The organism is Kosakonia oryzendophytica (genome assembly GCF_027886705.1).
Classification (GTDB): Bacteria; Pseudomonadota; Gammaproteobacteria; order Enterobacterales; family Enterobacteriaceae; genus Kosakonia; species Kosakonia oryzendophytica.
Genome location: NZ_CP115659.1, coordinates 1,863,442 through 1,888,557 on the forward strand (window position 1 = coordinate 1,863,442; position 25,116 = coordinate 1,888,557).

Sequence of the window (25,116 nt, forward strand, 5' to 3'; positions counted from 1 at the left end):
GCCAGGGGGGCAGGGTTATATTATCCGCCAATGGACGAATGTCATTGAACAATCAAACCGGTGGGAAGCGTTAGCGTGCCACGCGCAGTCCACCGGTGACGCCCCGGCTAAAGACGATTTGCCAGAGCTGGATATTCCTGGCGCGAAACGCGCCCGCGCAGGCAGTCAGATAATAGTTGAACATGCGGCGAAATTCAGGAGAGTAATTCTCGGCTAACTGTGGCCACGCCTCATTAAAACGGCTATGCCAGGCCATCAACGTTTTATCGTAATCCGGACCAAAGTTATGCCAGTCTTCCATGACAAACCGGGGTTCGCTGGCCGTGGCAATGTGTTTTACCGAGGGCAGACAGCCGTTAGGAAAAATGTATTTATTAATCCAGGCATCGACGTTATGCCCGGTTTGATTTGACCCAATGGTGTGCAGCAGGAAAAGCCCCTCTGGTTTCAGACAACGATCCACGGTTGCAAAATAGGTGGCATAGTTTTTAGGCCCCACATGTTCGAACATACCGACGGAGACGATGCGGTCATATTGTTTGTGCAGGTCGCGGTAATCCTGGAGCAGGATGTTGATATCCAGCCCGTGGCCGCGCATTTCCACATACGCTTTTTGCTCCGCCGAAATGGTAATACCGTCGACTTTGACGCCATAATGCCGGGCGGCGTACAGTGCTAATCCGCCCCAACCGCAGCCAATATCCAGCAGTGTCATTCCCGGTTTAAGCTGAAGTTTTTCACAAATCAGCGCCAGCTTGTGCTCCTGGGCTTCGCATAATTCTTCCGCCTCTTTCCAGTAACCGCAAGAGTACTGCATGTTGGGATCGAGCATGCGGCTGAACAGGTCGTTGCCGAGATCATAATGCACCTCACCAACCTGCCAGGCACGTTTGCGGGACTGCGGGTTGGTAAGCCGCGCAAAGGCAATACGGGCAAGATCGTAAAGGCGGGCAGGGCGCTGTTGATCCACACCCGCCTTCAGTAGACGCTCAAAAAAGATATCGAGGCGCTTGCAATCCCACCACCCCTCCATGTAACTCTCGCCGAGACCCAGAGAGCCCTGCTGTAACACGCGTTTGAAAAAGCGTTTGTCATGCACCCGGATATCCCACGGGTTGAACCCATTAATAACAATACCGGCCTGTGATAACAGCTCCTGCACGATCCGCAGCCATTGGTCTGGTTTACTCACATCAACGGCGGTACATTCGTTAGCCATCATTTTTCCTTCAACGGTTTCGTCGGTCAGCCGGAACATCTACCCGCCATAAGCGGCCTGGCGCGAAGAGCGAACCTGCTGCGAAAAGAGGTTATCTCCCTGATGGCCGGGTGGTAAATTATTCATAACTGAGTGAAATATGCTTAATGCCCGCTCATTATTCAGTAAACCCGCCCGGCCTGCGCTGTGGTATCAAGACAAACTTCATCGAATAGAGGTCAGGTTGTAATGTGCCCTAAGCTTGTGTCTTCTCCCTGTCAGCCTGTTTTCGGGCAGCCAGCGCCTGTGTTGATGTCTCTGCCTCGCCCGGTCTACTTTCGCAGTTATCCGCTGCCGGACGATACGGGTGTGGAGCAACATCAGCATCCGTTTGCGGAGTTTCTCTATGCGCGCGAGGGGAGTATGCGCGTGGCAATAGAAGGCAAAACCCTGGTCGTGCCTGTTCTTTACGGCGTGTGGATCCCGGCTCATGTACCGCACAGCATTCTGTCCAGTCATCATGTTCGGCTGGAAAGCCTGTATGTGGACGCGGGCTTCGCCGCTATCGAACACAGCGGCAGCAAAGTGGTGATCGTCAGCGATTTCGTGCGTGAGTTTATTCACTACGCGACGGCACATGTGCCGGAAATGTATGACGAAGAGGGGGACGATGCGCAACTGGTGCGCGTGTTGGTCACGCTGCTCAGACAGTTGCCTGATGCCGGGTTTTCGGTGCCGTGGCCCGGTTCACCCTTGCTGATGAACGTGTGCCGTCAGATACAGGAGTCGCCCGGCGACGCGCACAGCATTGAGCTGTGGGCGTCCTGTTGCGGCATGTCGGTGCGCACGTTCTCGCGCCGTTTTAAAAAGGAGACCGGCGTGGCGTTCAGCGAGTGGAAAAAACGCGTGCGACTGCTTGAGTCGGTTGTGATGCTCAAAAATAACCGGAGCGTCACCCAGGTTGCGCTGGATCTTGGCTACTCCAGCCCGGCTTCTTTCACGTTTGCTTTTCGCCAGATGTTTGGCGTTCCGCCGACACGTTATTGATTCCTTGCCTGCCACTCTCTTTTAAGCAGGGCGTAGACGAAGGTGTTGTCATATCTCTCCTCGCCGTCTTCCGTGACAAACGAGACGAACTCCCTGAAACAGCCTTCCTGGCGCATGTGAAGACGATCGCACAGTTTCTGCGAAGCAAGATTGGTGTCTTCAACATAGGCATACAGGCGTCTGGCGTCTTTTACGCTAAACAAATAATCAAACAACGCTGAGGCGGATTCCGTGGCAAAACCCTGACCTTCATATCGTGCATTAAAGTGCCAGCCTACGCACCAGGTATTCGGATCCGGCTCTTCACGGTTTTCGGCAAACAGGTGACCAATCAGCGTGTCACTCTCTTTCAGAGACACGGCGAACTGACTGGCATCACGCGACCGTTTATTAACCTCTTCTGCTGCGTCGGCGAGGGAACTGAGTTTCTCATCATAAAAACAGGGGGCGCGAGGCGAAGCGAGATAGTCGAAGAGCGCCGCGGCGTCGTTGTCGGTAAAGGCGCGAATGATGAGGCGCGGTGTTGTGGTGACGATCATAAAAGCCTCGCGGTTGAGTTAGCCCATCAGGGCGTCCAGTTTTGATTCAGAACATCCAGAGGTATGCCGGTTGCCGGGAGCGGGGCAACACGCCGTCATTGGTCGTAAAATGCTGCCTGTAATGCCTGTGCGCAGTGTACAGCATGCTCCAACGATAACGCACGGAGTCCTGCCAGTCTGTGAACCGGAAGCGATGAACATTGACGCGGTTTACCGCTTGCGAAAGCATCCGCTACGCGCGTTGCATCTGCTGTTAGAATTTCTGGTACAGCGCTTTGCGCTGCGGGATCGGTGCATGCCGGACATGTAGCATGGCATAGACGTATCAAGGAAATTTATCCTCCGGACTGACCGTAAAGACGTGGTCTGCGCAGGCATTGTGCATTACACTGCGCGCTGCAAAAATTGAGTAGATAAACGATTAATCAGGCGGTAATGGCGATGAACGGAACAATCACAACGTGGTTTAAAGATAAAGGCTTTGGATTTATCAAAGATGAAAATGGCGATAATCGCTATTTTCATGTGATTAAGGTCGCCAACCCGGATCTGATTAAAAAAGATGCGGCGGTGACCTTTGAACCCACCACCAATAACAAGGGACTCTCCGCCTATGCGGTAAAAGTCATCCCGGAAAGTAAATACATCTATATCGCCGGCGAGCGCATTAAGCTCACGTCGATCAAATCTTACCTCGTTTACAGCGAAGACGTGCCTGCCGATGCCCGTATCGACAAAGAGAATGCGGTGCTTTCCGTCGGTTTGTTAATGGGGAATATCAGGCCGAAATCAGCCGCGCAGCCGGGCGAAATGCGTACGCTGAAAAAACTGGCGATCACCACCTTTCAGGGAACGACGTTAATCTTCTCGGAAGATGAGATAGACATTGATACCACGGTAAAAATGCTCAAAGTCTGACATCATCCATATTAATTAACGGGTAGCGACAACGATGACAAAACTCACCTTACAAGAACAGATGCTCAAAGCGGGGCTGGTCACCAGTAAAAAAATGGCCAAGGTCCAGCGAACCGCTAAAAAATCACGTGTTCAGGCACGTGAGGCAAGAGAAGCAGTGGAAGAAAATAAAAAAGCGCAGCTTGAGCGTGATAAGCAACTCAGCGAACAACAAAAACAGGCTGCATTATCGAAAGAGTATAAAGCGCAGGTGAAGCAGCTCATTGAAATGAACCGCATCACCCTTACAAAAGGCGATATTGGTTTTAACTTCACCGATAATAATGTCATCAAAAAAATCGAGGTGGATAAGCAGACGCAGGCCCAACTGATTAATGGCCGTCTCGCCATTGCGCGTTTGGCGGCAGATAACAACGGTGAGAGTGAATATGCGATTATCCCGGCAAGCGTAGCGGATAAAATTGCCCAGCGTGATGCCAGCAGTATCGTATTAAACAGTGCGCTGAGTCAGGAAGCACAGGATGAAGACGATCCGTATGCCGATTTTAAAGTGCCCGATGATTTGATGTGGTAATCCCCGGATACGACGCCCGGCGCCTGGCTTTCAGAAGGGACTGGCATGGCGGGCGTGGATCCACGTTTTACTGACCGGATGAATAAACTGCAACTCGCTGGCATGGAGCATCAACCGCGGTGTCTGCTCCGTGCCCGGCAGCAGACGACCGCCATAGAGATCACAGCCCAAAATAGGGTGGCCCAATCGCAGGCAGTGAATGCGCAGTTGATGGGTTCGCCCGGTCTCCGGCGTAAGGTGTACCCGCGTCAATGGCAGTAACGTCCCGTTTTCCGACTCGCGATAAATCCGTTCAATGACCTGATAGCGGGAACGCGCGGGTTTGCCGTGGATGGCGCAAATCGTCATCAGCGGGAAGCTTGCCGGATCTTTGGCAATCGCTGCGTCTATTACCCCTTCATCCTCCTCCAGATGCCCGCAAAGTAAAGCAGTATACGTTTTGGTTACGCTGCGCTGGCTAAACTGCTGACACAGGGCGGCGTTAATAGCCTTATTTCGGGCAATCACCATCAGCCCGGACGTCCCGAAATCAAGGCGGTGAACCAGCGTGCAGCCAGGGAATATCTGTACCAGACGATGATGCACTGAATCGAGATTGTGCGGGTTTTTCCCCGACAGGCTGAGCAGTCCGGAGGGTTTATTGATAAGCACCAGATGATCATCCTGATAGAGCGTTTCTATCGGGGCCGGGCATGGCGGGGCAATAAAGGTATCGAAAAGGGTAGACATCAGGCTGCCCGCAAAAAGAGTGGGAGCGGATGATAACTAATTTTCAGCCGACTGGCGAATCCACCGCTGCTTAAACATTTATCTCCGACATGGATGGCAGAAAAATAAAATAAGAGTGCTATTATCCAGGCCAGACAATGCAAGCCGCAACGGACACCACTTTAACCTCTGGGGACGATTGATGAACAACGATACACCGCTTAAGTTTTATGACATCGTGGATGAGTACTCGACCGAGTCAGCCTCGCCGGTGAACGAGTCAGAACGTGACGCGCTGGCGCGCTATTTCCAGTTGCTGATTACCCGTTTAATGAATAACGAAGAGATCAGTGAGAATGCGCAGCACGAGATGGCCACTGAAGCCGGTATCGACGATCGTCGTATTGATGATGTGGCGAACTTTCTCAATCAATGGGGCAATGAGTAACAGTTGCGGACACCTTGCGTGTCCGCTCTTGTTTTACGGTTTTTTGCACCCAACAGGAACACAGGGAAGATAAATATATGTTAACGCCGGTGCCCGCTATTTCTTAATTATTCTTAAGGTTCAGATGTGCTTATTTTGAAAATATAATATATTTTCATCCCATTGTTGATATATCCATTAAATTACAATCAGTTGCAGCGGTAAAAATAACCGGACGCAATAGTAAACGTAGCGAGACAACGGTAATAATTGTATTAACGAAATGATAATTAATTATTTTTTAACGTCCTGAAATAAGTTTACATTATTTTTATAGCTAATTTGCACTATATATATATTATTGCGGCCGACGGATGATGTTGCCAGGGGAGGCTTCAGTTAATTAGATATATTCTCTGGTGCAAAAATGATTAAACACAACAACCTTCTTCATGATATTCATCAATTAAATTTAGCATACCTCTTACTCGTTCAGCGTCTGGCAAGCGAACCCGGAGATGTTAGCCAGCTAAGCAATGGCCTTAGCCATGACGTGATTGAGAAAGTCGCAGGATTAACGCTTCCTCAGCTTGTGTCTTTAGCAGAAACAAATCAGATTATTGTCAAACCCTCTTTTCACTCTTCACCATTAGAAAACAGTGGTGCTTACGAGGGCTTAAAATCGAACCAGCGTTTTATATAAATAGCGCCAGGTATTAACGTTCTTCGTGCTGAGTATCATTTGCCAGGCGGGCACCGCCAGTGTTACCAGAAATATTTTCTGATTGCTGGTATGCACATATTAAAAAAGAGTTTTGAATTAAGCAGAACGTCATTATTTTATTTATTTTGGTAGTAATATATTCTATCTAACCATTTGATTTAAGAAAATAAATAAAATTGAGTTAAATCTCAATGCGAAATGGTCGATAACATTATTGTTGTACGCTGCACGCAATGTGCAGTCATTTTTTAAACAAATTCATCCAAGGGATAAAACATGTCTGTAAGGCGTTTTTCGTTTCTCGTTTTCGGCCTTTTACTCTGTATTTTTCTTGTCAGTTCAGCGTCTAACCTCTGGTCACTGACTCGCAGTAACCAGTCGCTGGACAATGTGAATAAAGAAATTCGGGTGGTGTTGTCGGTTATTGATCCGATCAACCACAGTCGCACCCTGCGCGTGCGGCTTATGGAAGCGATGATTAATGCTTCTCTGGGCGATAAACAGAAAACGCAGGCGTCGCTTGAGAGTGCAAAAGCAGTGATGCAAAAAGCCACGGATGCATTTAATAATTATCAGGCTGCGCCACCGGTTGCCGGTGAAGAGGCGCTTTCCGCTCCCTATCGTCGTGCCTGGCAAACCTATGTTGACGAAGGGCTGCGTCCGTTGATGGATGCGGCGAGTGCCAACGACACGGTGCGGTTCAACCAACTGGTCAGTACGACGATTCCGCAACTTGATCGCCAGTTTGAAATCACACTGGATAACCTGCTCGCTTTCCGCGAAAAATACGCCCAGCGCCTTAACAACGACGCGCAGAGTCGCTTTGTGAACAGCATGGTCACCCTCGGCGTTTTTGTCGCGCTGTTTACCCTGATTATTGCCGCTATCTTTATTCTGCTCAGACGTCGGGTACTTTCGCCGCTGGATACCGCACGTATCCATTGCCAGCAGATGGCCGCGGGTGAGTTACATATTCCCGTGGTCAACGGCTCGAAAGATGAAATTGGCGAGATGCTGGGTTCACTGGAGCAGATGCGTCTTTCCCTTGTCGAGATCATTACCCAGGTGCGTGCTTCCAGCCAGAGCGTGGCACACGCCGCAGAAGAGATCTCTGCCGGTAACACCGATCTCTCCGCCCGTACGGAAGAGCAGGCGGCTTCGCTTGGGCAGACCGCAGCCAGCATGGAACAACTGACGTCCACCGTTAAGCACACCTCTGAAAACACGCAGCAGGCGAACATGCTTGCCGCAACAATGCGTGACTCCGCACAGGAAGGGAATACGATTGTTGAAAATGCGGTGATGTCGATGAAGGAGATTGAATCCAGCTCCGGCAAAATAGACACCATTATCTCCTTAATCGAGGATATCGCTTTTCAGACCAATATCCTGGCGCTGAATGCCGCAGTTGAAGCAGCACGGGCCGGAGAACAAGGGCGCGGGTTTGCTGTCGTTGCAAGCGAAGTGCGTAATCTGGCGCAACGCTCGTCTCTGGCCGCGAAGGAGATTAAGGAACTTATTGAGGCCTCAAGCAGGCAAGTGCTTTTGGGGAGTGAAAGGGTGTCGCAGGCGGGTGAAAGCATGCAACGAATTATCACCACCGTTCAGCATGTTTCCGGCTTAATGGCGGAAATCGCCCTCTCGACCGGTGAACAGAGCCGGGGCATTGAGCAGATAAACCAGGCTGTTGCACAAATGGATACCGTCACGCAACAAAACGCTGCCCTGGTTGAAGAAGCCTCTGCGGCGGCACATTCGCTGAAAGAGCAGTCGCAGGTACTGGAAGAGACGGTAGCCGTTTTTAAACTTAGCTAACGTTATCGCGAAAAATGTACAGGCAGGCGTCAGCCTGCCTTGTTGTTTGTTGCTGCGAAATCCCTCTCTGTAATGGTGACCCGCGAGTATTCTCGTCGGGTCAACACTCTCCTTGTCAGAACCTCACAGGAGCATGACTTTACCGTTCCGGAGCGTAGACACCTTGCCTGACAAAAAAGTACGAACGCGCATGTTACTGCCCGTACTGTTCTGCTTCATCAGAATGTACGCATATCGATAAAATAATATTGATTTCATCAAAGAAAATTTACCCACGGGAAATGACTCATTACGACGATATTGTCTTTTAAAGAAAAATGTGTGGCACATTAAAAAATGTGAACGGCAGAACGTTTTTTTATAAAACGTTATTTCGGCCTATAGATGCCGCTTTTATATGAAACGGCGGCGCGATTTAAATTAAAGAATTTCAACTAAATGCCGTTATTACACATAATATCAACCAGAACGGGTGCTGCTATTATGACATGGAAAAATACCCAGGGCCGAATAGGCCTGTTGCTTATAAGCTTTTTCGTTATCTTATTGATAGTAACCTATATTGTTATCAAGCACTTCGTCTCTCCGCAGATTATTGAAACTGAGACCAAAAATATTCAGGCGACGGTTGAATTACAAAGTAACGCGATTAAAGAGCAGATGAACCGTGTTAAGGCTCAGCAACGCTCAATCACTGAACTGGTTGTCGGTCTGCAAAGTGAGCAAATCGATGGATTATTACCGCGCCTGGTTAACCAATATGGGGATTTAAACGTGTTCGGCGGTGGGATTTGGCCTCTTCCTGGTCAGCGTGATCCGGCTCGGGACAAATTCAGTACCTTCTATGCCCGCGACGGAGGCGGCAACCTGCAAGTCAACACCGTCTGGAACCAGCCGGAATCGGCAAAATATTGGGAGCAACCCTGGTATAAAGACGGCATGAATGCGCCAAAAGGAGAGTGTGCGTGGGCGAAAGCCTATCAGGATGCGGCCAGCCCGCAACCCCGAACTAACTGTGCAATGGCGATCTGGAAAGACGGCAAAGCCTGGGGTGTGGCGACCATCGACGTGACGTTGGGCTTCTTTAACCAGCTGGCTGTCGATATGGGCAAAGCGGTAAACGGCAGCGTGTTGATTGTTGAAGCAGATGGCAAAATCGTCGGTAACGGCTCGTCCGTACAGGATAAACCTGCGCTCTCAAATGTCCGCGATCTCGGTATTCCGGCAGCGGCACCGTTAGTTAGTCTGTTAGAGCAGGGTAAAACAACGGAAGTGCGCGGGAGCTACGATGGTGAAGACGGCGCGCATTCCCTGTTCGTTCTGCCCATTAGCGGCAGCCCGTGGTTCATGGCGGTTGATATTCCGAGCAGCCACCTGGTGAGTATGTCTGACGCTATTATGACCAAGCTCACCATCGTACAGGCGATTATCGGGATACTTATCGTCTTTATCATGATGATTATTGTGCGCAATATTTTCCATAATGTGACGTTGCTCAATCGTAATATTGAAGCGCTCTCCAGCGGCGGTGCGGATTTAACGCAGCGTCTTGCGCAAAGTAAGAGCCCGGAATTTAACGCTATTATCAATAACTTCAATAAGTTTATTTCGTTCCTTAACGAGCTGATGCAGCAGGTAGGAAATAGCTCAATGGCGATCTCCTCAGCTTCGCGCCAGATTGCCAGCGGTAACCTGAACCTCTCCTCGCGCACCGAAGATCAATCGGCCTCGATCGTGGAAACGGCAGCGTCTATGGAAGAACTGACCAGCACTGTGCGCCTTAACGCCGAGAATGCGTTGCAGGCGAATACACTGGCGAAAGAAGCTTCGGCGGCGGCGAAACAAGGGGCCAGTGTGGTTAACAACGTTGTCTCCACGATGAACAACATCAATGAGTCCTCCTCTAAAGTGGTGGAAATCATCAGTGTGATTGACGGCATCGCCTTCCAGACCAACATCCTGGCGCTTAACGCAGCTGTGGAGGCGGCCAGGGCGGGTGAGCACGGGCGAGGGTTCGCTGTGGTGGCCGCTGAAGTGCGTTCACTGGCGCAGCGCAGTGCCCGCTCAGCTCAGGAGATCAAAAAACTGATTGAAGAGTCAGTGAGCAGCATTGAGCAGGGTAGCGGACTGGTTCGCCAGGCGGGGACAACGATGGACGGACTGATGGACAAAGTTGAAAGCGTGGGTGTGCTGATCTCAGAAATCAGCTCTTCCAGCGATGAACAAAGTCGCGGGATTGCCCAGATCAACCTCGCCATCAACCAGCTCGATAGCGCAACGCAGCAGAATGCGGCACTGGTGGAGGAGGTGGCGGCGGCCGCGCAGTCCATGGAAGAACAAACTGTCCAACTCGAAAATGTTGTTGGTAGCTTCAAGCTCTGACCAGAACAATAGCCGACTCTGCTGAGTCGGCTTTCTTATATTTTGCCTATGTCACTTATCCGCTCCTTTCCGGATTGGCTTTCAAACGCGATTATCTGAATGTTTTTTGGATCAACAACCTTACCGTCTGCCGTGACAAAGGCGCTATGCAGTACTTCTCCGCTTTCTTTATCCGATAAGGCAATATGCGGTGAGTCGTGCAATATGTTTTTATGACCCCACTCCATCATGGAGATCAGAATCGGCGCAAGGCTGCGACCTTTTTCGGTGAGAACATATTCATACCGTTCACGTGCCCCTTCTTCTTGATAGGGGATTTTGCAAAGCAGGCCGAGTTCAGTCATTTTTTTTAATCTGTTTGCCAATGTTTGCTTCGTGATTTTTGTATGAGCACGTATAGTTTCAAAGCGAGTGACCCCGTAAAACGCCTCCCTGAGAACCAACAAAACCCATTGATCGCCAAGGAGTTCTGCCGCCGCAGCAAGCCCGCAAAGCTCAGGCAACAAGTACGGTAATGATTTATCTTTTGACATATATGTATTTGCCTTTTAATCTGGGTATGATTTTAAGACTCAGTTATTTAAGGAGAATACAATGCCCTTCGTAAATGTGCAAACCATGAAAGGAATAATGAATGCGGAGCAAAAAAAAGAGCTGCTACGTCGAATGACTGACCTTATTGTTGAAATTGAGGGGAAAGGCGATCCTGAATTCCGCCGTTCAGTATGGATCCGGATCGACGAACATGAACCGGAACAGTGGAGTCTTGGAGGGATACAGCCCACATCTGAAATGATTGCTGCAAAATTTGCATCACCGCAGCGCTCCTGATGTGCTTTCATCCCTTCACATTTTAGTGATGACTCATCGACGGACAGCATGAATCTACCGTGCCGTGTTCAGTCCAGCTAATAGTAAAAACCGCCCATAAAGGCGGTTTCGGTAATAAGCTATTTTGTGATTAACGCAGCAGGGACAGCATCGACTGTGGAACCTGGTTAGCCTGAGCCAGAACTGAAGTACCTGCTTGCTGCAGGATCTGTGCGCGGGACATATTTGACACTTCTGTTGCGTAGTCAGAATCCTGAATACGGCTGCGTGCGGAAGAAAGGTTGTTCACCGTATTTTTTAGGTTTGTGATTGTGGATTCAAAACGGTTCTGGGATGCCCCCAGCAGGCTGCGCTGGGAGTCAACAGATTTGATTGCCGCATCGATGTCAGCCAGCGGCGTGGTGCCGGAAGCTGAACCAGCTGCACCGCCGGTGACTTTTCCGTGCAGAACGTCGAAACCAACAGCCTGAGTCTGGCGCTGGATACCGTTAACGGTATCACCGGAAGCCATTGTTTTAGTATTCAGCGTGGCACCGGAAGTGCCTGCCGCAGCCAGGTTGTAGCTGTCGCTGGAGCTGATGTCTATACCAATTTTCTCGCTGTCTTTCGCGCCGACCTGGAAGTTATAAGTGCTACTGCCGGAACCGGTGTTCAGCACTTTGATGCCGTTGAAATCGGTCTGCTTCGTTACGCGGTTAACTTCTTCCATACGCTGGTTAACTTCAGCCTGGATGGAGTCGATGTCGGACGCAGAGTTGGAACCGTTCTGTGCCTGAACAGTCAGGTCACGGATACGCTGCAGGTTGTTGTTGATTTCGCCCAGCGCGCCTTCAGCGGTTTGCGCCAGAGAGATACCGTCGTTCGCGTTACGCGCAGCAACATTCAGACCGTTGATGTTAGAAGTGAAACGGTTAGCTATCGCCTGGCCAGCCGCGTCATCTTTAGCGCTGTTAATACGCAGGCCGGAAGATAGTCGCTGAATCGCCGATCCCAGAGAGGACTGAGATTTAGTCAGGTTATTCTGAGTCATTAGCGATAACGTGTTCGTATTAATAACGGACATGTGAATTCTCCTTTTTAATTTATTTAGCCAATTCCAGGCTTGGTATTGGTCGAGTAAGTCATCGGCCCCTTAATTATAAACTTTAGTCTCTCTGTAATTAATTTTTTGTGCAAAAATAAAATCTACACATATTAAACAAGGCATAAACGTAAGATCAGAAAAATAATAAATGTTATCTTCCTTGGGAGCGTTTTTGTATTTACTATAGTTGGGTTTTTTTCTTGGTTTGGTGGGGTGTTGAAATTAAATAAAACGTAAACAAATGATGAGTTGAAAGATGTTTAAGCATAAAAAACTTTGGGAATTATATTTTATAATATATAAACGAAATGTGGTGAATCCCCCTAAGCGGAGGGGCGTAACAGTTTGAAGATAACAGCCATGATAAACGCGAGCTTGTGCGGGAACTGGCCAAAGGCTCACCGGGAGGCACCCGGCACCACGAACATTAAAATGTGGCTATATTTCATTGCTGAGTTATATAATTATAAATGCACTTACTCCTTTGACTATAACACCAGCTCATTGAGTTATATATTTCTGCTGATTGCTTATTATGCGTATGCGATAATCCGTTTGAGTATTTTACCAAAAATTATTCTTGCTATATTGTCATCTCATTTTCATGCTCACGAACCACACCCAAATTGATGATGTATTATAAGTAATCCTCATTATGATTATTCATTTTAATATTTCAGCTTTGCTGAGTGTGTATGCCAAAAAGCAAATAGAGTATCCTTTAATTGAGTTTGCTACTGAAGCTAGCACTAAACCGAAGCCTTAAAATTGTATCAGTGCTTTTCATGAATGCGGTGTTTCAATATAAAAAGAAGCAGCGCCACATTTGGACGTGATGAATTTTTCTCTGCCCAGCTTTTCATATTAGATGCTCATTTTTGGCCTTTTGTCATGTTCTTTACATGTGATCTTGGCTATTTCCGGAGTTATGCTGTGCGGGAATTTTCGAGTAAGATCATAACTGTTTTCCTTAAACTCAGCGTATCCGGCATCCATAAGCATGTTCAGTTGTTTGCTGAGTCCTTTAGCCACTTCTTTTCACCCAGACGGTAGCCAAAACCACGGACGCTTTTCAATAAATTCGCTGCTCCGGCTTCCTCAAGCTTTCTGCGCAGTTTACTGATATGACTGTCAACAGTGCGGGGTAGCGTGTTGCCTTTCAACATACAAGTCTCTATCAATTCATCACGGCTATAAACACGCTCCGGCTCACGGACGAATTGCGTTAAAAGACGAAATTCGGTCATTGTTAACCATTGAGCAATCTCCAGATTTGTCGGGCGTATCCTCACCCGATGTCTGGCGAGATTTATCTCGATTGAGCGACTGGATAAAATGACGTGCTGCTCATTATCGTGTGTTGTGCGGCGCAGGATAGCCTCTGTGCGTACCACGACTTCTGCAAGGTTGAAGGGTTTCACAATGTGCTCATTCGCACTGGTACCGAGTGACGAAAGCTTGTCAATATTATCGTCGTCGTCCGTTAGCATTATTATTGGCGTGTTCTCACTCTGACGTAATGCAGTTAATACTTGCCAGCCGGGCATGCGGACATCGAGAATAACTAACTGGGGTTGTGTCATGCGAAAACGGTCAAGTGCAATTACACCATTTTCAGCATGCTCCACACAAAATTGTGCTTTTTCCAGATATGCCTTAAGAACAGCAGCGATTTCATCATCATCTTCGACTAGTAGGATCCTTTGTTTGTTCATTATTTTTCCTTTAAAAAGCAAGCCAACGGGAACCTGGCGTGCCGATAATTAAGCCCCAAGAAATTGCCGCCAGCCAGATTATAAGACGTATGGCATTGTCGATTTGGTCAGTAAGCTAGTGGATATTGGTTGATTTTTTTAAGTCAGTATTATTGCTACCGGTATACAGGAGAAGAATCGTAGTTTTGTCTTTATTATTGTTAAATCCAATCAGCATGTATTGGCAGCCAGGAAATAGAACGAATCGAGTTTCGTTTCGTGGAAACATCTGCACTCTCTCCTTTCAAATGATTTGACTCCGAAAGTTAACAAATGAAAGTGGAGGCGGTGTCGAGGTTATGTTGCGATTGTGTGGAGAGGTGAAAATAGCCCGTTAATTGTATAGGTCAAACGCTTGGTTGCGTAAATTACCAGAACAGATACCTTATTTATGTATATCCATTTGCTTTTAAATTGCGCGATAATTAATATCGGTTAATCTATCTATACATTCAGTGCCAGTGCAGTCGACATAGAGATACTCTTTGTAGCGGTTAATAAAACTGGCCACTGTGTTAAGGTTTTCCAGTGGCTTTTTTCCGATGTATTTGGTGGTAACCCACCGTATTATTTATACGCCCGGAGAACGCTGTAAGACCCAATGATGTGGTCCGTTATTTCGCGGGTTGCGTCGCTTAAACTAATGTAACCAATCACTGGTACCCGCTCATTTTCCCGTCGTCTGAAGTAGCGTTTCATTAGATTCTTGTCCTGGCAGTTTCCTGGATGACTGATAATTTATCTGCTCCGGTATAACCTCTGTCCAGGCAGCCAATTCAGTGTGCTGCTTCATAGCGAATCAAATCATGTCGTCACATTGGTAGAAACAACAGCGAGCTTCCGCCTCTCGCGCAGAGCGGGCGTGACTTGCCTCCTGACGAGTCATTTCAGACCAGAATCGTGAGTATTAAAAAGCACGGCGTCTCTACCAACAATGCTTTTGCACACAGCGTTACTGATTTACCCACGCCAGTTGATCGACTCTGAAGCCCAGACTTCGCGCAGTGTTGAGGTAATCGCGTTTTACCGCTTCCGGAAGGGTTGGCGTGCGTGACAGGATCCACAGATAGTCGCGGTTAGGGCCGCTGACCAGCGCATACTGGTAATCATCATCCAGTTTGATCACGTTATAGCCGCCGTAAAACGGGCCAAAGAACGACACTTTCAGCGCGGCTGTGGTGGACGTGCCGGTGAAGTAGGCTTTTCCTTCGCTCTCACGCCATATTTTCTTCACCGGATCGTACCCGCGATTAAGCACGCTAATGCCGCCATCACGACGCTTGCCGTAAGTAGCGGTCACTTGTTCAAGGCCGCGTTCGAAGCGGTTTTCCAGACGGGCGATTTCATACCATTTTCCCAGATAGCGACGGGCATCAAACCCGGTAATGGGCTGAACGCCTTGCGGCGGTGTTGGGGATTTGCAGGCAACCAGCGTCAGGGCGATAGCAACGCCGGTCACCACAGGCCATAGCTTCATGAGAACTCCTTTCATTTGCACAGTTGGGCGTAAAGTGTAGCGCAAGCAGGGCGCACTTCATCCAGACCGGAAATATTCGTAGTATATTGAGAGTATTCTTTGTTATCAGGCGTACCCATGTCTTACTCCATCGGTGAATTTGCCCAGCTTTGCGGGATTAACGCAACCACGCTACGCGCCTGGCAGCGTCGTTACGGCCTGCTCAAACCGCTGCGCACAGAGGGAGGCCATCGGCTGTACAGCGATGATGATGTTCAGCAGGCGCTCAAAATCCTCGACTGGGTGAAAAAAGGGGTGCCAGTCAGCCAGGTGAAACCTCTGCTGGCACGGCCCGGTGCGCGCAGAACAAACAACTGGCTCACCCTGCAAGAGAGCATGTTACAGCGGCTGAAAGAGGGCAAAATCGAGTCCCTGCGCCAGCTGATCTACGACTCAGGCCGCGAATATCCTCGCCCGGAACTGGTCACGGAAGTTTTGCGCCCATTGCGCAGTAAAGTCTCGGCTAACATTCCAGCCATGATGACCCTGCGTGAAGTGCTCGACGGCATCATCATCTCCTACACCTCGTTTTGCCTTGAAGGGGATAAAAAAGCGCCGGGGGATAATTACCTTATCACCGGCTGGCACCTTACCGACCCGTGTGAAATCTGGCTTGAAGCGCTCACCCGTACCGGGCAGGGCCACCGCATTGACGTGCTTCCTGTTCCGCCTGCCACGCTTGCGCCTGAAATCTTCCCGGAACGAAAATGGCTGCTGGTCACTACCGGCAAACTCACCGCTGCGCGCAAAAAGCAGATTGAACTCTGGCAGCAGCAGGTTGTTTCCCTGGACGTCATCCCTCTCTGATTCCGTTTCCCCACGCGGCACCTGTTTCCCACTCAACCTTCGTGTGAGCGGAAGACGGCTGTGTGCGTAAAAAAAGCAAAACAACTGCACAAAGAAACAATAAATAACTTATTGATAATTATTACATATAAAAAATATTTTCACCAAAACTTGGACAAATAAAAGTAATTGTGTAAGTTTAAATTATGCGATTACTCTGTTGTTCTGAACCCTGGTGAAACTCATGAGCACACTCTCCTCCGTCATCAACCGGTTTGTTGAGTACTACGCCGGGCTGGATAACCAGCCCCCTTCGGCGCTGACGACGCTCTATCACCCGGACGCTCAACTCATCGATCCCTTTGGTGAGCATCGGGGACTGGTTGCGATCCAGCGGTATTTCACACGGCTGCTGGTTAATGTGCAGCACTGCCGCTTTTCCATCGACGTTCCGGTCTGCGAGGGGCAGCGTTATGCCGTCAGTTGGACGATGCACTGGTCACATCCACGCATTTCCGCCGGGAAGGCGCTTGCGCTTGGTGGGTGCTCTATGGTGGAGGTGCAGGACAACCTGATTATTCGCCAGCGTGATTACTACGATGCGGGGGAGATGATCTACGAACATCTTCCTTTGCTGAGCTGGGCCATTCGTGGCGTGAAAAGGAGGGTGCGCTCATGATGACCGTCCTCATCACGGGTGCCAGCTCCGGCATCGGGGAAGGGCTGGCAAAATCCTGGGCCGATGATGGCCATAGCGTCATTGCGTGCGGACGGGATCCGCTGCGACTGGAAGCACTCCATCAGTACAGCCCGAATATCACGGTACGCCTGTTCGACATGACCGATCCGCAGGCCTGTCGCCAGGCACTGGCGCAATGTTATGCCGATCTGGTCATTCTCTGTGCGGGTACGTGTGAATATTTCAATCACGGCGTGGTGGATGCTGCATTGGTGGAACGGGTGCTGACTACCAACGTGCTGGGACCAGTAAATTGCCTGGCTGCGCTACAAGAACAGCTCGTTGCCGGAAATCGCGTGGTGCTGGTCAGTTCAATGGCGCACTGGTTGCCCTTTCCCCGGGCCGAAGCATACGGTGCATCTAAAGCTGCGCTGACCTGGTTTGCTAACAGCCTGCGACTGGACTGGGAACCCAAAGGGATAACCGTCACGGTTGTCTCACCTGGGTTTGTGGACACCCCGCTGACCCGCAAAAATGATTTCGCTATGCCTGGCCAGGTAAGCGTCAATGATGCTGTGAAAGCCATCCGTCGCGGCCTGGCGAAAGGGAAAAATCACATCGCTTTTCCGACCGGGTTCAGCCTGCTCCTGCGCCTGCTGGCGGGGCTACCTGAATGTTTCCAGCGCGTGTTGCTGCGCAGGATGGTGCGCTCATGAACATTGCCATTATCGGAAGCGGTATTGCCGGGCTGACCTGTGCCTGGCGCCTGGCCGGGCATCATCGTGTCACGATTTTTGAAGCAGAACCGACAGTGGGAGGGCATACCGCGACGGTGGATATCTCCACACCGCAGGGTACGTATGCCATTGATACCGGGTTTATCGTTTATAACGATCGCACTTATCCGCGCTTTATGGGCCTGCTCAGCGAACTGGGCATCAATGGGCAAAAAACGCAGATGAGCTTCTCGGTTCATAACCCACAGAGTGGCCTGGAATATAACGGGCATACGCTCCTCTCGCTGTTTGCGCAGCGTCGCAATCTCGTTAACCCGGCATTTTGGGGACTGCTGAACGCGATCGTGCGTTTTAATCGGCTGGCAAAACAGGCGCTGCGATCAGGTGTGGACGAGAATGCCACCTTGCAAAGCTTCCTTGAACAGCACCATTTCAGCCACTTTTTTGCGCGCCACTACATTTTGCCGATGGGGGCTGCCATCTGGTCATCGTCGCTGCAAGAGATGCGTCGCTTCCCGCTACCGCTGTTTTTGCGCTTTTTTGAGCACCACGGTTTACTGGATATTGCCGATCGCCCGCAATGGTATGTGGTGCCAGGCGGCTCACGTGAGTATATCCGCGCCTTGCTGGCGCAACTGGGCGACCGCCTGACGTTACATCTAAACACGCCGGTGCAGCAGGTCTTGCGCCATGACGACGGCGTTACGATCCGGCTTGATGCGTCAGAGCAGCGCTTCGACCAGGTGATCTTCGCCTGCCACTCGGCACAGGCACTGGCGATGCTGGTCGATCCTGCGCCTGCCGAGCGTGAAGTGTTGGGCGCTATTGGCTGGCAGCGCAATGAGGTGGTCTTGCACAGCGATCCGCGCTGGCTGCCGGTACGTGAGCGTGCCTGGGCAAGCTGGAACTATCGTCTGAGCGAACGGGATCAGGATCGTGCCTGTGTCACTTACAACATGAATATCTTACAAGGTCTGCCTGAAGGCAGCCCCTTGTTCTGTGTCACCCTCAATCCGGACTCGCCGGTCGACGCGCGCTATGTCTGGCAGCGCTTTGTCTATGAGCACCCACTCTTTAACCCCCAAAGCTGGCGGGCTCAGGCGCGTCGCGGTGAGATTAACGGTCACCGACGGAGCTGGTATTGCGGGGCGTACTGGTATAACGGTTTTCACGAAGATGGCGTGCGCAGCGCACTGGATGTGGTGAAAGGAATAGCTGTCGGGGAGGGCAACTGAGATGAACAGCTGCCTGTATCAGGGCGTTTTACGCCATCGTCGACTCCAGCCGAAAACGCACCAGTTTTGCTATCGCGTTTTTATGGCATGGCTCGATCTGGATGAGCTCGATTTGCTCCCAGCCGTGGGGATCCGCCGTAACCGGTTTGCCGCTGCCGCTTTCTGCGATGCGGATTACCCGTTGGGCGTACCGCTTAAAGAAAATGTCCTTAACCAGTTGGAAAGCCTGACCGGGGAACGCCCGGATGGCCGCGTCATGTTGCTGACTCAACTGCGTTACGTTGGGTTCCACTTTAATCCGGTCAATTTTTACTACTGCTATGACCATACGGACACCCTGCGTTGGGTCGTGGCGGAAGTGCGCAACACCCCGTGGAACGAGCGTCACTACTACGCCGTCGATGACAAGGCGAGTCCACTGGAAAAAGCGTTTCACGTCTCCCCCTTTAACCCGATGGACATGATCTACCACTGGCGCTTCAACAGCCCTGGCAATGTACTGCGCATGCACATCGAGAATCACCAACAGTCAAAAGTGTTTGACGCCACGTTGCTGCTGAACCGCGAGCCGCTGACGCGCACAAACCTGACGTCTCTCTTGATTCGCATTCCGTTGATGACGCTGAAAACGGTCTTCGCCATTTACTGGCAGGCGCTACGGCTATGGCTTAAGCGTGTGCCGCTCTATAACCACCCCGTTAGCAGGAGTGAACGCCCATGACCGATCCCGCCTTTGCGCTTGAACCCGAACTTTCGCGCAACGTCCGCATCGCGCGATGGGTGCTCTTCCGCCTGCTAAATGGTATTCGTCAAGGCTCGCTCACGGTGCGGGACGGAGCGCAGAGCTTTCATTTTGGTGATGCGTCGGCTGCGTTGCGCGCCGATGTGCAGATCCTTGTGCCAGGGGTTTACTGGCGTCTGCTCACGGGGGGAAGTCTTGCCGCCGCTGAAGCCTGGATAGATGGCGAATGGCAGACGAATCAGCTCACGGCGTTATTGCAGATCCTGGCACTCAACAGCAAGGTGCTGGGGCGCCTGGAAAGCGGTTTTCAGCTGTTTGGCAGACCCATTGAGCGACTGCGGCACTGGACGCGGCGCAACCACCGCAAGCAGGCGCGGGAGAATATCGCCGCTCACTACGATCTGGGCAATGCGTTTTACGCGCAATTTCTGGATGCAGACCTGCTTTACTCCAGCGCGCTGTTTACCGCAGAGGATCAGGATCTCGCGCAGGCCCAGCAGGCAAAAATGGCTCGTCTGTGCGAACAACTGGCGTTAACAGCCAGCGATCACCTGCTGGAAATTGGTACCGGATGGGGGGCGATGGCGGAATATGCTGCCCGTCACTATGGCTGCCGCGTCACCACTACCACGCTGTCACAGGAGCAGTACGCTTGGGCAACCGCACGCATTGCCCGTGCAGGGTTGCAGGATCGTGTCGAGGTGCTGTTGTGCGATTACCGTGATTTGACCGGCGAGTTCGACAAACTGGTCTCTGTCGAGATGATTGAAGCCGTGGGAAAACGTTATCTACCTGCGTTCTTCCGCACCTGCCAGGCACGGTTACGTCCGGGTGGGAAAATGGCGATTCAGGCCATCACCATTCAGGATCAACGTTACCGCGACTACAGCAAAAGCGTTGATTTTATCCAGCGCTATATCTTCCCCGGCGGTTTTTTACCGAGCATCACCGCGATGAGTGAGTTGATGACGCGGCACACCGATTTTGTTGTCCGCAACCTGTTCGACATGGGGCCAGATTATGCCCGCACGCTGGCACACTGGCGGCAACGTTTTCTCAATGGCTGGCCCGATATCGAAAAATTAGGGTTTGATGACCGCTTCCGCCGTATGTGGCTCTACTACTTCGGCTACTGCGAAGCCGGGTTTAACGCACGTACGATCAGCGTGGTGCAATTGACGGCGGAGCGGGTATGAAACGTTATGTGCAGGTTTTTCTGCTGACTGTCGCGTTCGATCTCTACTGGACGCTGGTCGTGCTGTTTCGTGAACGCGGCCTGTATCTGTGGCTTGCCCTCGCGATCCTCGCCTGCATGATGTTATCGCCTGCACACCGTCTTCATGCTTTGTTGCTCGCCGTTGCGGGGTGTGGACTCGATACGTTATGGGCGTGGACGGGGCTTATTCACTTTGACGGCGATGCGCTGCTGCCGCTATGGATGGCGGCGCTGTGGCTGATGTTTGCCACCGTCTGGACACGCCTGACCTGCACCACGACGCTGCCGGGGGTACTACTGATGTTGCTGGCGACCCTTGGTGGTCCGGTCGCGTATGTGATCGGCGAACGTCTGGGTGCCATCACCTTTCTGCAACCGACATTCATCGTGGTGAGTTGGATGGCCTCCGGCTGGCTCGTGATCATGCTGTTTTTCCATCTTTTTATGGGGAAGCGATCATGAGAACCTCGTTACTGGCGTTGTTATGGATGACGCTGGTGGCCCCGGCGGTCAGTGCCGCCGACTGGTTTAACTGGCAAAAAGTCGGTGATGCGACGCTCTATTGGGGGCCTTTTACCGTCTACACCTCCCGGTTGCTCACACCGGATGGCCGCTATCACGGGCCGGAACAAGAGCAGGCCCTGATTATCACCTACCAGCGTGACATCGATCGCAATGCGCTGGTCGATGCCACCCGTGAACAGTGGCAGGCGCAGGGGATTCTGGAGCATCAGCCACAAAGCGGGGCCTGGTTGCGAATGCTGCGTGCCCTTTGGCCTGACGTCACACCGGGCGCTGAACTGGCCTTTGTGCTTAGCGATAAGCAGGGGCAGTTCTGGTATCGCGCATCTGCGGCGCAAAAAGGCTTTACCCCGCTTGGCGAGCGCCAGTCCGAAGCGTTCAGTCGCTGCTTTCTGGCCATCTGGCTCGATTCCCGTACGCAATACCCACAACTGCGTAACCAGTTGATCGGAGGTGAAAAATGAAACGCATCCTGACACTTGGCCTGGCGCTGCTGATGCTGCTGACAGGCTGTAGCACGGAAGTTGATGACTACCGACAGCAGCAACCTTCGCTGGATATTTTTCGTTATTTCGCCGGGAAAACCGAGGCGTGGGGGATGGTGCAGGATCGCAGCGGTAAGCAGTTGCGTCGCTTCCACGTGGAGATCGACGGCAACGCGGTTGGCGAGACGCTGACGCTGAATGAGCGCTTCGTCTATGACGATGGCGAAAAGCAGCAGCGCGTGTGGCACATCCGCCGCACGGCAGATGGTCGCTACGAAGGTACGGCAAGCGACATTGACGGTATCGCAACCGGCAAGGCGGCAGGCAATGCCTTTCACTGGCGCTATAGCATGAACGTAAAAGCCAATGGCAGCACCTGGCTGCTTCATTTTGATGACTGGATGTATCTGCAGGACGGCACACATCTTTTTAATAAAACCAGGATGAAGAAATTCGGCATTACCGTTGCAACGGTCACGCTGTTCTTCACCCGACAAGCGCAGTAAGAGGAGATCGCCATGAACACGCAACCTGTTATTGGGATCAGCGGCTGTTTAACCGGCTCTGCTGTTCGGTTTGACGGTGGCCATAAACGCATGGGCTTTGTGATGGACGGCCTCGGGCAATGGGTGGCTTTCCAGCCTGTCTGCCCGGAAATGGCCATCGGTCTGCCTGTGCCTCGCCCGGCATTGCGCCTGGTTCAGACCAGCGACGGCGATTTCCGGATGCGCTTCAGCCATGCGCCACACGATGATGTGACGGAAAAAATGGCCGCATTTACCGACACGTATCTCCCCCGGTTGGGCGCGCTGTCGGGCTTTATCGTCTGCGCCAAGTCGCCAAGCTGCGGCATGGAGCGCGTGCGTCTGTACGATGAAAAGGGCAATCGCGGGCGTAAAGAGGGGGTAGGGCTGTTTACCCGCGCGCTACTCGAAGCGTACCCGTGGTTACCGGTCGAAGAAGATGGTCGCCTGCACGATCCGGTGCTGCGGGAAAACTTTGTGGAGCGTGTTTTTGCGCTCCATGAACTTAACACCCTGCGGGCTAACGGCCTGACCCGCCGCGCGTTGCTGGACTTCCACAGCCGCTACAAACTTCAACTGCTGGCTCACCATCAGGCGGGCTACCGCAAGATTGGGCCGTTTGTTGCCTCATTGCACGAGTGGGAAGATCTGGACGCCTTCTTTGTGGCGTACCGTGAAAAGCTGATGGCGATCCTGAAAAAAACCGCCTCGCGGGAAAACCACACCAATGTGCTGATGCACATTCAGGGGTACTTCCGTGAACATCTGAACAGCCGACAGCGGGGCGAACTGCGCGACGTGATCCTTCATTATCGCAACGGGTTGCTGCCTATCCTGGCGCCGTTGACGCTACTGAAACACTACCTGGGCGAGTACCCGGATCGCTATCTGTTGCAACAGAACTACTTTGCCCCCTATCCGGAAGATTTAGGTCTGCGGCTGGCCGTGAACTGAACAGACATCATAAGAAGGCTCCCATGACCCTGACAGGGGCTCGCGATGTTCCACTTTTAGACGACACCTCACTGTCGTCTTTTTTTGCGTGTTGCGCCACAGCCCGAGGGTTAAATTGGCGTGTGTTTGCGCAGGCGATCTTTTTTATACCACGGCACAAAGACCCTTAGCGTTCCTCCCCAGAAAATACCGTCGACAAACCCCGTCAGTAATCCGAAGAGAAGACTAAACGACTGCGCTTCACGTAATTCGGGATGAAGATAAATAGTTGCGGTCAATACATATTTGAGGCTAAATGCAATGATGATTAACCCCAGGGTTAACGGTGTTCCGGCGCGAATAATGAGCCCCGGCGTATCAGAATATTTGAGCGGCGGTTGTGAGCGCCATATTAGATACCCAACTGCAATGCCTACCAGTGCGCCAATTATCATCATGAACAAACTCAGCTCAGGATGAAATATTTCATGCGTGATACCATATATTCCCCAGAGCAGGAAAAACACCGGAAGAAAGAACAATCTGCCCGGCCGCATTTCTCTGTCGAAGAGGGCGTTAATACCGCGATGAAGCAGGTAAATAAAAAGGAACCACACCCAGGCAGGCGTGTTTTGGATATACGGGAAAAAAGACATGTTTTCACCTCGTCGATTAGGCGTGACTGTTTCCGGGCTATAAAAATAACCCGGCTATGCAAATAAAAATGAATTAATCAGCCATTATTCACTGCTGATTATTTTTCCCGGCCTGAAAGGTCGTTCTTTTCTCGCAGCAGGCGCTGAACTCTTTTTTGCTGCCACGTGGCGATGCGATCTTTTAAGACAAAGATCCTCAGGGCGCGAAAGGCAATAAGCGAACCCCATATGAATGTCACCACCACAGACCAGTAGCTCCCTGGCGAGGAGAGATAATTGACCACCATCAGCACGCTGCAGACAAACAGGGCAATAATGAGTGCACGATAAAAACGCGTTTCCTGTTCAACGCGGAGTCTGGCCTCACTGATATGCGTATCCAGCGTTTCCTCCGCCTGCGTCATGTTTCCGGACAGTTCAGAAACGTTGACATTAAATACGGAGGCCAGTGCGCTGAGCGTTTCCAGCCCGGGTTTATGCCCATTTTCTATACGTTGCACTGTTCGTACTGAAAGAGAGGCCAGCTCAGCCAGTTGCTCTTGTGACCAGGCATTTCTGAGCCGGTACTCTTTCACCTTTTCACCCATGTCCATTGATACTTCCCGCTGATTGTTGACAGAGACATATTCGCACATCTGCCCCTCAACGAACACGACAGACAGGCGACACGACCCTGACAAGGGGGCGACAGCACGCTTAAGTGCTGGTATGACTGCGGGTGTACTCTGGAATAAAAGTCACACGTTGGTCAAAAGCGAGGCGTTCTGGTACCTCGTGTCCGGCGTGCCAGGCCACACCTGAACAGTCAGAAAGCGTGGGCGATTCGGCCCATTTCAGCATACTGTTGAAATCCCTCAGAAGATTTTCCGGGTACTTCCGGAGCAGATATTGTCATGGGATTTGTGATTTGAATTGCAAAAAAATGTTAAGTTTGCATTTTTGTGCATAAAGTAATGTGATTTTTGCTGCATTAAAACAGAAAACTTAACCACAAAGCGAAGGGGGTCAGGCATATATCCTGAATCTGATATAAACCTGATTTTATAAAAAACAGATCAGAGGAGATATTGGGCTGAAATTTATT

At 51.1% G+C, this 25,116-nt stretch carries 27 protein-coding genes; 18 read left to right on the top strand and 9 right to left on the bottom strand.

Annotation, left to right across the window (positions count from 1 at the left end):
- Nucleotides 1-70: 70 nt before the first annotated feature.
- Nucleotides 71-1,219, bottom strand: coding sequence for a cyclopropane fatty acyl phospholipid synthase (cfa, locus tag O9K67_RS08995; RefSeq protein ID WP_061499865.1), 1,149 nt, complete (start codon nucleotides 1,217-1,219; stop codon nucleotides 71-73).
- 291 nt (nucleotides 1,220-1,510) lie between these two features.
- Between cfa and O9K67_RS09000 the strand changes: the two genes are divergently transcribed.
- Complete coding sequence (locus tag O9K67_RS09000) at nucleotides 1,511-2,245, top strand: helix-turn-helix domain-containing protein (RefSeq protein ID WP_245191391.1); 735 nt, start codon at nucleotides 1,511-1,513, stop codon at nucleotides 2,243-2,245.
- On the opposite strand, the gene O9K67_RS09005 is transcribed toward O9K67_RS09000, so the two are convergent.
- Nucleotides 2,239-2,784: a GNAT family N-acetyltransferase gene (locus O9K67_RS09005; RefSeq protein ID WP_061494199.1), complete on the bottom strand. Its 546-nt coding sequence runs from the start codon at nucleotides 2,782-2,784 to the stop codon at nucleotides 2,239-2,241. The genes O9K67_RS09000 and O9K67_RS09005 overlap by 7 nt on opposite strands.
- Nucleotides 2,785-3,219: 435 nt before the next feature.
- On the opposite strand from O9K67_RS09005, the gene O9K67_RS09010 reads away from it, so the two are divergent.
- Together O9K67_RS09010 and O9K67_RS09015 are read left to right on the top strand one after the other, a co-directional pair.
- On the top strand, nucleotides 3,220-3,702 hold the full coding sequence (locus O9K67_RS09010) for a cold-shock protein (RefSeq protein WP_061494200.1): 483 nt from the start codon (nucleotides 3,220-3,222) through the stop codon (nucleotides 3,700-3,702).
- A 34-nt stretch (nucleotides 3,703-3,736) separates the two neighbouring features.
- A complete protein-coding gene (locus O9K67_RS09015; RefSeq protein WP_061494201.1) occupies nucleotides 3,737-4,276 on the top strand; it encodes a DUF2058 domain-containing protein in 540 nt (179 codons plus the stop codon).
- 30 nt (nucleotides 4,277-4,306) lie between these two features.
- Here the strand turns inward: O9K67_RS09015 and O9K67_RS09020 are convergent, their stop codons facing one another.
- The gene (locus tag O9K67_RS09020; protein ID WP_061494202.1) at nucleotides 4,307-5,005 is read right to left on the bottom strand and encodes an RluA family pseudouridine synthase; all 699 of its coding nucleotides are present in this window, start codon (nucleotides 5,003-5,005) and stop codon (nucleotides 4,307-4,309) included.
- Between the two features lie 181 nt (nucleotides 5,006-5,186).
- On the opposite strand from O9K67_RS09020, the gene O9K67_RS09025 reads away from it, so the two are divergent.
- From O9K67_RS09025 to O9K67_RS09040, 4 genes are all read left to right on the top strand, one after another.
- Nucleotides 5,187-5,432 (top strand): YmjA family protein, encoded by a 246-nt coding sequence (locus O9K67_RS09025; protein WP_061494203.1) that lies wholly within the window; start codon nucleotides 5,187-5,189, stop codon nucleotides 5,430-5,432.
- 406 nt (nucleotides 5,433-5,838) lie between these two features.
- On the top strand, nucleotides 5,839-6,114 hold the full coding sequence (locus O9K67_RS09030) for a flagellar transcriptional regulator FlhD (protein ID WP_071889929.1): 276 nt from the start codon (nucleotides 5,839-5,841) through the stop codon (nucleotides 6,112-6,114).
- 297 nt (nucleotides 6,115-6,411) lie between these two features.
- On the top strand, nucleotides 6,412-7,950 hold the full coding sequence (locus O9K67_RS09035) for a methyl-accepting chemotaxis protein (protein ID WP_061494204.1): 1,539 nt from the start codon (nucleotides 6,412-6,414) through the stop codon (nucleotides 7,948-7,950).
- 483 nt (nucleotides 7,951-8,433) lie between these two features.
- Nucleotides 8,434-10,332: a methyl-accepting chemotaxis protein gene (locus O9K67_RS09040; protein WP_061494205.1), complete on the top strand. Its 1,899-nt coding sequence runs from the start codon at nucleotides 8,434-8,436 to the stop codon at nucleotides 10,330-10,332.
- 35 nt (nucleotides 10,333-10,367) lie between these two features.
- Here the strand turns inward: O9K67_RS09040 and O9K67_RS09045 are convergent, their stop codons facing one another.
- On the bottom strand, nucleotides 10,368-10,865 hold the full coding sequence (locus O9K67_RS09045) for a winged helix-turn-helix transcriptional regulator (protein WP_061494206.1): 498 nt from the start codon (nucleotides 10,863-10,865) through the stop codon (nucleotides 10,368-10,370).
- Between the two features lie 61 nt (nucleotides 10,866-10,926).
- Between O9K67_RS09045 and O9K67_RS09050 the strand changes: the two genes are divergently transcribed.
- Entirely contained in the window at nucleotides 10,927-11,163 is a 237-nt protein-coding gene (locus O9K67_RS09050) for a tautomerase family protein (RefSeq protein WP_061494207.1), read from the top strand.
- 130 nt (nucleotides 11,164-11,293) lie between these two features.
- Here O9K67_RS09050 and O9K67_RS09055 read toward each other — a convergent pair whose 3' ends face one another.
- The 3 genes from O9K67_RS09055 to blc form a co-directional block, all read right to left on the bottom strand.
- Complete coding sequence (locus tag O9K67_RS09055; RefSeq protein WP_061494208.1) at nucleotides 11,294-12,226, bottom strand: flagellin N-terminal helical domain-containing protein; 933 nt, start codon at nucleotides 12,224-12,226, stop codon at nucleotides 11,294-11,296.
- A gap of 1,025 nt (nucleotides 12,227-13,251) precedes the next feature.
- Nucleotides 13,252-13,962 carry a response regulator gene (locus O9K67_RS09060; protein WP_061494209.1) on the bottom strand — a complete coding sequence of 237 codons (711 nt, stop codon included), beginning with the start codon at nucleotides 13,960-13,962 and terminating at the stop codon, nucleotides 13,252-13,254.
- Between the two features lie 991 nt (nucleotides 13,963-14,953).
- A complete protein-coding gene (gene blc / locus O9K67_RS09065) occupies nucleotides 14,954-15,478 on the bottom strand; it encodes an outer membrane lipoprotein Blc (RefSeq protein WP_061494210.1) in 525 nt (174 codons plus the stop codon).
- Between the two features lie 117 nt (nucleotides 15,479-15,595).
- Between blc and O9K67_RS09070 the strand changes: the two genes are divergently transcribed.
- The 10 genes from O9K67_RS09070 to O9K67_RS09115 all read left to right on the top strand — a co-directional run bounded on the left by O9K67_RS09070 (nucleotide 15,596) and on the right by O9K67_RS09115 (nucleotide 23,397).
- Nucleotides 15,596-16,324 carry a MerR family transcriptional regulator gene (locus O9K67_RS09070; RefSeq protein WP_061494211.1) on the top strand — a complete coding sequence of 243 codons (729 nt, stop codon included), beginning with the start codon at nucleotides 15,596-15,598 and terminating at the stop codon, nucleotides 16,322-16,324.
- A gap of 223 nt (nucleotides 16,325-16,547) precedes the next feature.
- Nucleotides 16,548-16,982: a nuclear transport factor 2 family protein gene (locus tag O9K67_RS09075; protein WP_061494212.1), complete on the top strand. Its 435-nt coding sequence runs from the start codon at nucleotides 16,548-16,550 to the stop codon at nucleotides 16,980-16,982.
- Entirely contained in the window at nucleotides 16,979-17,698 is a 720-nt protein-coding gene (locus tag O9K67_RS09080; protein WP_061494213.1) for an SDR family NAD(P)-dependent oxidoreductase, read from the top strand. Before O9K67_RS09075 ends, O9K67_RS09080 begins: the two co-directional genes overlap by 4 nt.
- Nucleotides 17,695-18,954 carry an NAD(P)/FAD-dependent oxidoreductase gene (locus O9K67_RS09085; protein WP_061494214.1) on the top strand — a complete coding sequence of 420 codons (1,260 nt, stop codon included), beginning with the start codon at nucleotides 17,695-17,697 and terminating at the stop codon, nucleotides 18,952-18,954. The genes O9K67_RS09080 and O9K67_RS09085 overlap by 4 nt, the downstream gene beginning before the upstream one ends.
- A 1-nt stretch (nucleotide 18,955) precedes the next feature.
- A complete protein-coding gene (locus O9K67_RS09090; protein WP_061494215.1) occupies nucleotides 18,956-19,675 on the top strand; it encodes a DUF1365 domain-containing protein in 720 nt (239 codons plus the stop codon).
- The gene (locus tag O9K67_RS09095; protein WP_061494216.1) at nucleotides 19,672-20,892 is read left to right on the top strand and encodes an SAM-dependent methyltransferase; all 1,221 of its coding nucleotides are present in this window, start codon (nucleotides 19,672-19,674) and stop codon (nucleotides 20,890-20,892) included. The genes O9K67_RS09090 and O9K67_RS09095 overlap by 4 nt, the downstream gene beginning before the upstream one ends.
- Nucleotides 20,889-21,374 carry a DUF2878 domain-containing protein gene (locus tag O9K67_RS09100; protein ID WP_061494217.1) on the top strand — a complete coding sequence of 162 codons (486 nt, stop codon included), beginning with the start codon at nucleotides 20,889-20,891 and terminating at the stop codon, nucleotides 21,372-21,374. Before O9K67_RS09095 ends, O9K67_RS09100 begins: the two co-directional genes overlap by 4 nt.
- Nucleotides 21,371-21,898 carry a hypothetical protein gene (locus tag O9K67_RS09105; RefSeq protein ID WP_061494218.1) on the top strand — a complete coding sequence of 176 codons (528 nt, stop codon included), beginning with the start codon at nucleotides 21,371-21,373 and terminating at the stop codon, nucleotides 21,896-21,898. The genes O9K67_RS09100 and O9K67_RS09105 overlap by 4 nt, the downstream gene beginning before the upstream one ends.
- Entirely contained in the window at nucleotides 21,895-22,425 is a 531-nt protein-coding gene (locus O9K67_RS09110; protein ID WP_061494219.1) for a DUF3833 domain-containing protein, read from the top strand. The genes O9K67_RS09105 and O9K67_RS09110 overlap by 4 nt, the downstream gene beginning before the upstream one ends.
- A gap of 12 nt (nucleotides 22,426-22,437) precedes the next feature.
- The gene (locus O9K67_RS09115) at nucleotides 22,438-23,397 is read left to right on the top strand and encodes a YbgA family protein (protein ID WP_061494220.1); all 960 of its coding nucleotides are present in this window, start codon (nucleotides 22,438-22,440) and stop codon (nucleotides 23,395-23,397) included.
- Between the two features lie 110 nt (nucleotides 23,398-23,507).
- Here the strand turns inward: O9K67_RS09115 and O9K67_RS09120 are convergent, their stop codons facing one another.
- Together O9K67_RS09120 and O9K67_RS09125 are read right to left on the bottom strand one after the other, a co-directional pair.
- Nucleotides 23,508-24,032 carry a DUF6622 family protein gene (locus tag O9K67_RS09120; RefSeq protein WP_061494221.1) on the bottom strand — a complete coding sequence of 175 codons (525 nt, stop codon included), beginning with the start codon at nucleotides 24,030-24,032 and terminating at the stop codon, nucleotides 23,508-23,510.
- A gap of 98 nt (nucleotides 24,033-24,130) precedes the next feature.
- On the bottom strand, nucleotides 24,131-24,625 hold the full coding sequence (locus O9K67_RS09125; protein WP_061494222.1) for a helix-turn-helix domain-containing protein: 495 nt from the start codon (nucleotides 24,623-24,625) through the stop codon (nucleotides 24,131-24,133).
- Nucleotides 24,626-25,116: the final 491 nt, after the last annotated feature.

Coding starts and splice junctions, on each gene's coding strand:
- O9K67_RS09085 (WP_061494214.1), top strand. CDS start 17,695: ATGAACATTGCCATTATCGGAAGCGGTATTGCCGGGCTGACCTGTGCC.
- O9K67_RS09080 (WP_061494213.1), top strand. CDS start 16,979: ATGATGACCGTCCTCATCACGGGTGCCAGCTCCGGCATCGGGGAAGGG.
- O9K67_RS09100 (WP_061494217.1), top strand. CDS start 20,889: ATGAAACGTTATGTGCAGGTTTTTCTGCTGACTGTCGCGTTCGATCTC.
- O9K67_RS09050 (WP_061494207.1), top strand. CDS start 10,927: ATGCCCTTCGTAAATGTGCAAACCATGAAAGGAATAATGAATGCGGAG.
- O9K67_RS09045 (WP_061494206.1), bottom strand. CDS start 10,865: ATGTCAAAAGATAAATCATTACCGTACTTGTTGCCTGAGCTTTGCGGG.
- O9K67_RS09025 (WP_061494203.1), top strand. CDS start 5,187: ATGAACAACGATACACCGCTTAAGTTTTATGACATCGTGGATGAGTAC.
- O9K67_RS09020 (WP_061494202.1), bottom strand. CDS start 5,005: ATGTCTACCCTTTTCGATACCTTTATTGCCCCGCCATGCCCGGCCCCG.
- O9K67_RS09125 (WP_061494222.1), bottom strand. CDS start 24,625: ATGGACATGGGTGAAAAGGTGAAAGAGTACCGGCTCAGAAATGCCTGG.
- cfa (WP_061499865.1), bottom strand. CDS start 1,219: ATGGCTAACGAATGTACCGCCGTTGATGTGAGTAAACCAGACCAATGG.
- O9K67_RS09070 (WP_061494211.1), top strand. CDS start 15,596: ATGTCTTACTCCATCGGTGAATTTGCCCAGCTTTGCGGGATTAACGCA.
- O9K67_RS09015 (WP_061494201.1), top strand. CDS start 3,737: ATGACAAAACTCACCTTACAAGAACAGATGCTCAAAGCGGGGCTGGTC.
- O9K67_RS09105 (WP_061494218.1), top strand. CDS start 21,371: ATGAGAACCTCGTTACTGGCGTTGTTATGGATGACGCTGGTGGCCCCG.
- O9K67_RS09120 (WP_061494221.1), bottom strand. CDS start 24,032: ATGTCTTTTTTCCCGTATATCCAAAACACGCCTGCCTGGGTGTGGTTC.
- O9K67_RS09010 (WP_061494200.1), top strand. CDS start 3,220: ATGGCGATGAACGGAACAATCACAACGTGGTTTAAAGATAAAGGCTTT.
- O9K67_RS09075 (WP_061494212.1), top strand. CDS start 16,548: ATGAGCACACTCTCCTCCGTCATCAACCGGTTTGTTGAGTACTACGCC.
- O9K67_RS09035 (WP_061494204.1), top strand. CDS start 6,412: ATGTCTGTAAGGCGTTTTTCGTTTCTCGTTTTCGGCCTTTTACTCTGT.
- O9K67_RS09090 (WP_061494215.1), top strand. CDS start 18,956: ATGAACAGCTGCCTGTATCAGGGCGTTTTACGCCATCGTCGACTCCAG.
- O9K67_RS09115 (WP_061494220.1), top strand. CDS start 22,438: ATGAACACGCAACCTGTTATTGGGATCAGCGGCTGTTTAACCGGCTCT.
- O9K67_RS09060 (WP_061494209.1), bottom strand. CDS start 13,962: ATGAACAAACAAAGGATCCTACTAGTCGAAGATGATGATGAAATCGCT.
- O9K67_RS09095 (WP_061494216.1), top strand. CDS start 19,672: ATGACCGATCCCGCCTTTGCGCTTGAACCCGAACTTTCGCGCAACGTC.
- O9K67_RS09000 (WP_245191391.1), top strand. CDS start 1,511: ATGTCTCTGCCTCGCCCGGTCTACTTTCGCAGTTATCCGCTGCCGGAC.
- O9K67_RS09005 (WP_061494199.1), bottom strand. CDS start 2,784: ATGATCGTCACCACAACACCGCGCCTCATCATTCGCGCCTTTACCGAC.
- O9K67_RS09055 (WP_061494208.1), bottom strand. CDS start 12,226: ATGTCCGTTATTAATACGAACACGTTATCGCTAATGACTCAGAATAAC.
- O9K67_RS09040 (WP_061494205.1), top strand. CDS start 8,434: ATGACATGGAAAAATACCCAGGGCCGAATAGGCCTGTTGCTTATAAGC.
- O9K67_RS09110 (WP_061494219.1), top strand. CDS start 21,895: ATGAAACGCATCCTGACACTTGGCCTGGCGCTGCTGATGCTGCTGACA.
- O9K67_RS09030 (WP_071889929.1), top strand. CDS start 5,839: ATGATTAAACACAACAACCTTCTTCATGATATTCATCAATTAAATTTA.
- blc (WP_061494210.1), bottom strand. CDS start 15,478: ATGAAGCTATGGCCTGTGGTGACCGGCGTTGCTATCGCCCTGACGCTG.